We start from the raw sequence: 8,294 nt of genomic DNA, 5'->3' as shown, positions 1-8,294 counted from the left end.
TCGTACACCAGCCATTAAAGTCTCGAATATCAACAACTCTTATGACCTCTTTCTAATCCTCTATAAATATAAAAGCCCCGCAAAAGCGAGGCTCATTTTTTTGAGTGATGTCCAGACTTAGGCGTTAGCGATCTGGTTCATCATGCTGCTTTTCAAGTTGGCAGCTTTTTTCTTGTGGATCACGTTGTTCTTGGCCAAACGATCGATCATGCTGGCGATCTTTGGGTAACGCTCTTCCATTCCTTTTTTATCGGTCATAGCGCGGAACTCACGTAATGCGTTACGCATCGTTCTGTGGTAGTAACGATTGTGGAGACGTCGGGTTTCCGTGCTGCGAATTCTCTTAAGTGCTGACTTGTGGTTAGCCATAATATCTCTTCTAAAAAACTTGGTAGCCCGTAGGGGATTCGAACCCCTGCTACCAGGATGAAAACCTGGCGTCCTAACCCCTAGACGAACGGGCCGTGTTCAACCTCTGTGGTTAAGGGAGTGCAAATGTAATGCGCTTTTTATTTTCCGCAAAGGTTTTTCAAAAAAATCCTCAATACGCTTTGGCAAAAACCACGCGTCGGCTCGAGGGCTCACCTGTAAGGATACACTTACCTTCTTCTTTCGGCGCGTTCAGGGGGATACAGCGAATCGTGGCCTTGGTCATTTCCTTGATTTTTTCTTCGGTTTCCGCGGTTCCGTCCCAGTGCGCGTATACGAATCCGCCCTCATTTTCGATAAGCCCGGTGAACTCTTCCCAGCTATCGGCCCGGTACGTATTTTCATTGCGGAAATCGAGGGCTTTATCAAAGAGGTTCTTTTGTATGGCTTCGAGGAGGTGCTCTACTTTAGTTGCGATATCGCTTTGTTGCAAGAACTCCTTTTCGAGGGTATCGCGACGAGCGAGTTCCACGGTTCCGTTTTCCAGGTCGCGGGGCCCCATAGCGATTCGTACGGGTACTCCCTTGAGTTCGTACTCGTTGAATTTCCAGCCCGGTTTATGCGTATCGCGATCGTCGAGGTGCACGGGCACACCGGCTGCACGCAGTTCTTTTTGAATTTCTTTGAGTTTATCCACGACCGCATCGCGTTGATCATCACTGCGGTAGATCGGGATCAACACCACCTGATAAGGTGCTAAGTTTGGGGGCAATACGAGGCCGTTGTCATCACTATGCGTCATTACGAGTGCCCCCATGAGTCGTGTGCTCACTCCCCAGGAAGTTGCCCAAACGTATTCGAGTTTGCCTTCTTTACTCTGGAATTGTACGTCGAAGGCCTTGGCGAAGTTTTGGCCAAGGAAATGTGAAGTCCCTGCCTGCAACCCCTTTCCGTCTTGCATTAACGCCTCTATACAATAGGTTTCGAGTGCTCCGGCGAAGCGCTCATTCGGACTTTTAGTCCCGCGCAATACGGGAATTCCCATAAAGTCCTCTGCAAACGTGGCGTAGACGTCGAGCATTTGTTCCGCTTCGGCAATGGCCTCGTCCTTGGTGGCGTGAGCGGTGTGCCCTTCTTGCCACAGGAATTCTGCCGTACGCAAGAACAAACGCGTGCGCATTTCCCACCGCACCACATTGGCCCATTGGTTCACCAATATTGGCAAATCTCGGTAACTCTGAACCCATTTGCGGTAGGTGTCCCAGATAATAGTCTCCGAAGTCGGGCGAACGATCAACTCCTCTTCGAGTTTGGCATTTTCGTCGACAACGATCTTTCCGTCTTCTCCGCTCTTCAGACGATAATGCGTTACAACGGCACATTCTTTAGCAAAACCCTCGACGTGGCTAGCTTCCTTACTGAAGTACGATTTAGGTATGAACAACGGGAAATAGGCATTGACGTGACCCGTTTCCTTGAACATGCGATCGAGCTCAGCCTGAATCTTTTCCCAAATAGCGTATCCATACGGTTTTATGACCATAGAACCGCGCACCCCGCAGTTTTCGGCGAGGTCGGCCATCACCACTAATTCGTTGTACCACTTACTGTAATCTTCTGATCTCTTGGTTAGCTTTTGGGCCATTGGGAGTTTGGTATAATAGTTGTACTTTGATTAGTGAACCTTTGAGGGGTCAAAGGTATTCAAATTATAGGACCAAAACATTCGACTATGAAAGCGACTCTACTCATACTAACACTCTCCACGGCATTCATAACCGCTTGCTCGTCGGGTTATCTCGCACAAAACGGCGAGTACGATGGCGTATACGATCCTGGGGGCGATGTGATCGACACTTACGCATACGAGCAAACGAACGAAGAGCTCGATCCGCAGGCCGATTTCGACTACGTGGATCCCAACTTCGATCCGAATCAGCAAAACCCGTACGAATACAGCTCGCGGATTCGCCGATTCCACACCACTTCGAGCTTTGGGTACTACGACCCCTACTACACCAATATGGGTTGGTATGACCCTAATCCTAACAATTTCGGCACCAGCATCTACAGCGATGCCTGGATGACCAACAACTACTACGGCAGCAATTACCCGTACAGTGGCTGGGGTACGTCGACAGGCTGGAATTCGTATAGCGGTTGGAATTTCGGCAATAGCTACAGCTGGGGTTGGGGAAGTGTCGGGGCCTACGGCCCGAATTATGGCTATAATCCTTGGTACTCCCCTTACTATGGCTACAACCCATGGAATCCTTGGAGCCCGTGGAATTGCCCAAGTTATTACAACTCGTTCGATGTTATGTCACAAGTGGTTTATGCACCACGTGGACAAAACTCACCTTCCGGAGCGGGTTATACTCAAAACGCCTATGAGGGCGCCGTTCGCCGTGGTGAAATTCAACCACCGAGCGCTTCGGATGACAATGCGATCGCAAGCACGGAGCGTGCTGTGCCGACTTCGCCTCGTACGGTAAAAAATGAGCGTCCGACCGACGTCGTAGAATATGCGATCACCATGGAGCGTTCAGATATCCCGGCACAATCGGGCCGTGCCGTTACTAAAGCGGTACCCGACCAAATCGTTTCGCGCGATGTACAAACTCGCGCCAATACGTATCTACGTCAGAAAGAGATGTTCCGAAACGGTGGTTTCCCGATAGATCGCGGACGCAATACTTCAACACAACAACGGGCCGACGTACCTCGGTTCCTGCAGAATTTCGAGAGCTTCATCAACGGAACTGAGAGTTCGCGACCCAGTATGAATCGCGGTTATGTTCCAAGTTTGAATCAGAATGAAGGACACAACTTCAATCGCGGCAACTCTACGCCGCGTTGGAATACCGGCGGGGGTTCAACTCCATCCTATGACCGCGGCTCTACTCCCCGTTTTAATATCGGCGGAGGTTCAGGAGGGTCCGGTGGTCGTGGTGGAAGCGGCGGTTCACGTGGCGGCGGAAGACGATAAGAGACATGAAAAAAATAGCACTTACACTTATACTAATGGGTGGATTGTATCCACTCGCGATGGCTCAAACGGCCTCGGAGGCCCTTCGCTATTCGCTACTCAATTATCAGGGAACGGCACGTTATGAAGCGCTCGGAGGTGCATTCAATGCCCTCGGTGGCGACCTGAGCAGCGTAATTTTAAATCCTGCCGCAGGCAGCATTTACAAAACATCGAGTTTCGAGCTAACGATGGGCGTACATACTCCGGAAACGACTACTGAATACTCGGGAATGCGCATGTCGGAGAGCACGTCGAACTTTTACGTGACTGGCGCCGGATTCATTAAGCGGTACGAAGATGCCTTACGAACCCCGAAATGGGACGATCTTACCTTGGCCATTGGGTACAGCAGAACGAATGATTTTAATAGAGAGCAAATCATTTCCGGAACTTCGAACACTACCCGAGCGCAGTATTTTTCGGATTTGGCGCAGGGTACGCTTTACGAGGATCTCATTTATACGAATCCATTCGATGCCGAATTGGCGTGGTACACTTATTTGATCGACACCCTTGGCGCGCCCGATAATTACGTTCCGCTGGTTCAGAATCCCGTTGGCACTGTAGCCAGTGAGTACTTGACTTCGAGCGGCGGACAGAGTGAGATCAGTTTTGGGGTGAGTACGACCTATGACGACAAGCTTCATTTGGGCTTTGGCGTCGGTATTCCATTGATCAACTACTCGGAAGAACGTCGATATTTTGAATCGGGCCTCGATTCAGCCACGAATACCATCTCGGGATGGGGTTATGAGCAATATCTGGAAACCATTGGTGGAGGAATCAACTTCAAGGTGGGATTGATCTACAGGCCTGTGAATTGGTTGCGATTGGCCGCTGCTTACCATTCACCTACCTGGTACAGCATGGAAGATTTTTATTCCTCGGAAATGACAACCTCCTTCTCAGACGGTGGATCTGTAACGAGGTTAAGTCCGGACGGTAATTTCCTCTACTCCTTGCGCACCCCACAGCGAATTCACTTAGGCGGTGCCTTGGTCGTGGCTCCGGACGGATTGATCAGTGTGGATTATGAGCGAGTCGATTATGCAAGAGCTCAATTCAATGCCGACGACTTCAATTACGGCAACACTAACAGTGAGATCAGTCAGAGTTTTAACGACATGGCAATTTGGCGGTTCGGAACGGAATGGAGGATCGGAAACCTGTATCTACGAGGTGGCTATCAGCTCTGGGGTGATCCGATCGCCGATGGATTCTCGTTCAGCTTCGAGCGCACGGTGGTATCGGGTGGTGTTGGCTTCCGAAACAACAAATTCCAGGCGGATATAACGGTGTCGAATACGAGAACGAATTCGGACCGATTACTATACGAGGGTGCGCCTTCCGATATCGGCGATTTGGTATCTTTAGACCGAAACGATCAACGCATGGTCGTTACCCTTGGATTCCCTTTCCAATAAGCGGCTAGGGCAGCTTTTCTTCCGCTTGTTCGCGCCGGCGATTGGCCAATCGCCGGTAGTCGGAAACGTAGGGGTAACCCTTGTACTCTAGTGCCTTATCGTACCACTTAATGGCCTCGTTGTACTGTTGTCGTTCGAAGTAAATATTCCCTATTTCCATGCAGCTGGCGGGAGTGAATTTCCGAGAAGTATCAAAAGGTAATTCGGTAACGCGCTGGTAGAATCTCCGAGCGACTTCCAGGTCGCCCAAGGCCTTGTGAACCTGGCCATTACGGTAATACCAATTTTGACGATCAATGTCCTTTTCAAAACTTTCGGGCGGGGTTGACCGCAATACAGAATCAGCGGCCTCGTATTCTCCTGAATCGAAAAGCAATCGCGCTCGCAGCAGCGCAATGGGAACATCAACGTCTTTCAGGTTCATCGCCTCTTTGTCGGCTCCAGCAAAAGCTTTGCCCAAGTCGTCTATTCGATTTTTATAATAGCGCGACTCCTCTTCTTTGCCGTTCATTAGATAGTACCAGCTAAGGAATAGAGCTGCGGACTTTTTGTAGGAATCTCCCGGATAATTGGCTAAATAGTTCAACAAAACCTTTTCACCTTTTGGGTCGTTTACACGGACGAGATTGATCCCATAGAGGTAATCGAGGTACCAGAACCGCATTTGATCAGGTGTGGGCCGGTATTGCGAAAGCAAACTCATTGCTTCAACGTTGTTGTGATCGTCTACCAAGTTCTTCACCTCCGCGAAAAGAATGAGCGGATAACTGTTTTTACCCTTGCTCTTCAAGGATTTTCTATGAGAGGGTATCTCTTGGCCAATGGAAAGGTAATTCGCTGTAAAAGGGATATGCGTGATGTGGAAGCTGTTCTTTGTGGCTCCTTGACTTTCCTCTACTGCTTTAATGATCAAACGCTCGCCAAACTCAGAATCACCCGATATTCCTATGAGGCGGGCGTACCAGACATAGTCGTCCGGAATCGCTCCGGCATACATCTGCACAACACCCCATCCCAGCAGGGCCGGGTAAAAGGTAGAGTCGAGCTCGTAAGCCCGCTCGAACTGTTGATACCCCAAGTAGATGTCGCGAGCTGCGCTCAACGGGTTGCCGTTAAGCGTATTGACCAAGCCACGTTTGAAATAGGTTTCACCCAGCACTACAGACCTCCAAACACTCGTTTTTTCTAGATCGAAGAATCGGTTCAGGTGATCGCGGTACGATTCGTACAATTCGGCTCTATGCTCGTCGTGTTCTTCGACAAGCGTGCGGATAAGGTACAGATCGGTCCAAACGTAATCAACCGCCCGGTTTTCTGGAAAGCGCTCGTTTAGTTCGATCAATACTTTCTCTGCCTCGGACATACGGAATTGAAGAACGAGATCATGAGCCCGGTCCACTTCTGCATTCCATTCGAAATGAGGTTTCTGGGCCCATAAGAACCAAGGAAGAAGCAAAAACCCGCATAGAGCGACAAAGGTGTTTCGAGGCATAGCACAAAAAAAGGGTTTCTTTCGGAAAAGAAGCCCTTTCAAATTAGATTATTGCGGGATCAGAAGCTGGAACCTTCGAAGAGTTTTGACATTTTCTCTTCTTCCTCTCCGGCCAATTCCGGATCTACGAGGATACGACCACAGTGCTCGCTGGTCATGATCTTCTTGCGCTGACCCAACTCGAGTTGTTGCTGAGGAGGAATAGTAAAGAAGCTGCCTCCAGTGGCTCCACGCTCGATGGTCACAACGGCCAAACCGTTTTGTGCGTTGTCGCGGATTCTGTGGTATGCATTCAACAAACGGTCTTCGATAGACTTTTCGAAGTCCTTCGCTTTCTTCAATAGGGCCTTCTCTTCTTTCTCAGTTTCTCCGAGGATGTTATCGAGTTCCGCCTTCTTGTGCTCCAAGTGCTTAGAACGCTCATCGAGCTTGGCTTTTGAACCGTCCAAAGTCTCGGTCTTGTTCTCGATCTTGGCTTTGAATTCTTTGATTCGCTTTTCAGCCAATTCGATCTCCAAGGTTTGGAATTCGATCTCTTTGGACAATGCATCGAATTCGCGGTTGTTCCGGACCTTCATTTGCTGTCCTTCGTATTTCTTGATGAGCTCTTTCGCGTTTGCGATCAAGGTCTTTTTACCTGAGATCTCAGAATCGAGGTCTTTGATCTCGTTCTCAATCTTCTCAATGCGTTTGCTCAATCCCGAGATCTCATCTTCCAAGTCTTCGACCTCCAACGGCAGCTCACCGCGGACAGAACGAATTTTATCGATGCGCGAGTGGACCAATTGCAGGTCGTACAATACGCGCAACTTCTCCTCTACAGAAATCTCTTTTTTCTTGGTTGACTTCGCCATACCTTCTTATAAATAGTTGATGGGATTTGTATTCACTTCCGACAAAAGGACTGCAAATTTATGAAATTTTTGCATAAGCAACTCTTTTATAAGGTCTTTAGTGAACTGCTCACTTTCATAGTGTCCGACATCCGCGATCACGAGGTCTTCTTCGGCGTCGAAGAATTGGTGGTACTTGTAGTCTCCGGTGATAAAGACATCGGCGCCGGCGGCCTTGGCCACTCCAAGCAGGAAGCTCCCCGCTCCGCCGCAAAAGGCAATGCGCTTGACCTGGGGCTTCAAAACCTTAGTGTGGCGAATACAGGCTGTACTCAACTTGGATTTCAACGAAGTCAGAAACTCGGTGGTATCGACCGGCTCGGGCAGCTCGCCTATCATTCCGGCCCCTACCTCAGCATATTCGTTGAGCAGCGGATACACATCGTATGCCACCTCTTCATAAGGGTGAGCTGCCGTCATGGCGCGCACGACCTTCCTTTGTTTCGTGCGCGCCATGATCACTTCGATCCGAGTTTCGGGTCCCGTATGTCTTTGGCCTCTTTCGCCGACATGGGGATCGGTACCATCGCCCGCCCTAAAGGTGCCCTCGCCTTCAATATTGTAACTGCACTCATCGTATGCGCCGATTTGACCTGCACCGGCACTAAAGAGGGCATTGCGCACTTTGTCGGCGTCTTTGTGAGGCACAAAGACCACCAGCTTACAAAGCAGGTCTTTCTTCGGTGCCAGGATTCGCGGACCTACTACCTCGATCCGCCGAGCGATCTCGGCATTCACGCCCGGAGTAACGTTATCGAGATTGGTATGGATGGCATAAATCGCAACATCGTTCTTAATAGCTTTGATCACTGTGCGCTCCACGTAGTTTTTACCGTTCAGTTGTTTAAGCCCGCCAAACACGATCGGATGATGGCCAATGACCATTCCGCATCCCTTTTCTAAAGCTTCGTCGATCACCGCTTCGGTAACATCCAGCGATATCAATACTCGGTCGACCTCGGTCGCGGGATCTCCCACGATGAGTCCACTGTTGTCGTAGCTCTCTTGATAGGCCCGCGGCGCTATCGATTCTAAATACGAAGTAATTTCTCCGATCCGCATAGCGTTCAATTTGCCACTAAAGT

At 49.7% G+C, this 8,294-nt stretch carries 7 protein-coding genes and 1 tRNA gene; 2 read left to right on the top strand and 6 right to left on the bottom strand.

All coding sequences use genetic code 11. The features are described 5' to 3' along the window. Positions 1–117: 117 nt before the first annotated feature. The 3 genes from rpsT to proS form a co-directional block, all read right to left on the bottom strand. Entirely contained in the window at positions 118–369 is a 252-nt protein-coding gene (gene rpsT / locus J4F31_05795) for a 30S ribosomal protein S20 (protein ID MCE2496073.1), read from the bottom strand. 20 nt (positions 370–389) lie between these two features. After that, positions 390–464, bottom strand: a tRNA-Glu gene (locus J4F31_05790). Positions 465–541: 77 nt separating this feature from the next. Next, positions 542–2,014 (bottom strand): proline--tRNA ligase, encoded by a 1,473-nt coding sequence (gene proS, locus J4F31_05785; GenBank protein ID MCE2496072.1) that lies wholly within the window; start codon positions 2,012–2,014, stop codon positions 542–544. A gap of 87 nt (positions 2,015–2,101) precedes the next feature. On the opposite strand from proS, the gene J4F31_05780 reads away from it, so the two are divergent. Next, the gene (locus J4F31_05780) at positions 2,102–3,358 is read left to right on the top strand and encodes a hypothetical protein (protein MCE2496071.1); all 1,257 of its coding nucleotides are present in this window, start codon (positions 2,102–2,104) and stop codon (positions 3,356–3,358) included. A gap of 5 nt (positions 3,359–3,363) precedes the next feature. Beyond that, positions 3,364–4,824, top strand: coding sequence for an outer membrane protein transport protein (locus J4F31_05775; GenBank protein MCE2496070.1), 1,461 nt, complete (start codon positions 3,364–3,366; stop codon positions 4,822–4,824). A 4-nt stretch (positions 4,825–4,828) separates the two neighbouring features. On the opposite strand, the gene J4F31_05770 is transcribed toward J4F31_05775, so the two are convergent. The 3 genes from J4F31_05770 to J4F31_05760 are packed head-to-tail and all read right to left on the bottom strand — an operon-like array spanning position 4,829 to position 8,271. Beyond that, a complete protein-coding gene (locus J4F31_05770) occupies positions 4,829–6,316 on the bottom strand; it encodes a tetratricopeptide repeat protein (protein MCE2496069.1) in 1,488 nt (495 codons plus the stop codon). A 59-nt stretch (positions 6,317–6,375) separates the two neighbouring features. After that, positions 6,376–7,170, bottom strand: a complete 795-nt coding sequence (locus tag J4F31_05765; GenBank protein MCE2496068.1) for a hypothetical protein — start codon at positions 7,168–7,170, stop codon at positions 6,376–6,378. Between the two features lie 6 nt (positions 7,171–7,176). Continuing rightward, complete coding sequence (locus tag J4F31_05760; GenBank protein ID MCE2496067.1) at positions 7,177–8,271, bottom strand: Nif3-like dinuclear metal center hexameric protein; 1,095 nt, start codon at positions 8,269–8,271, stop codon at positions 7,177–7,179. Positions 8,272–8,294: the final 23 nt, after the last annotated feature.

The sequence above is a fragment of the Flavobacteriales bacterium genome (assembly GCA_021296215.1).
GTDB lineage: Bacteria > Bacteroidota > Bacteroidia > Flavobacteriales > ECT2AJA-044 > ECT2AJA-044.
This window is presented reverse-complemented; position numbering and strand designations above follow the sequence as displayed.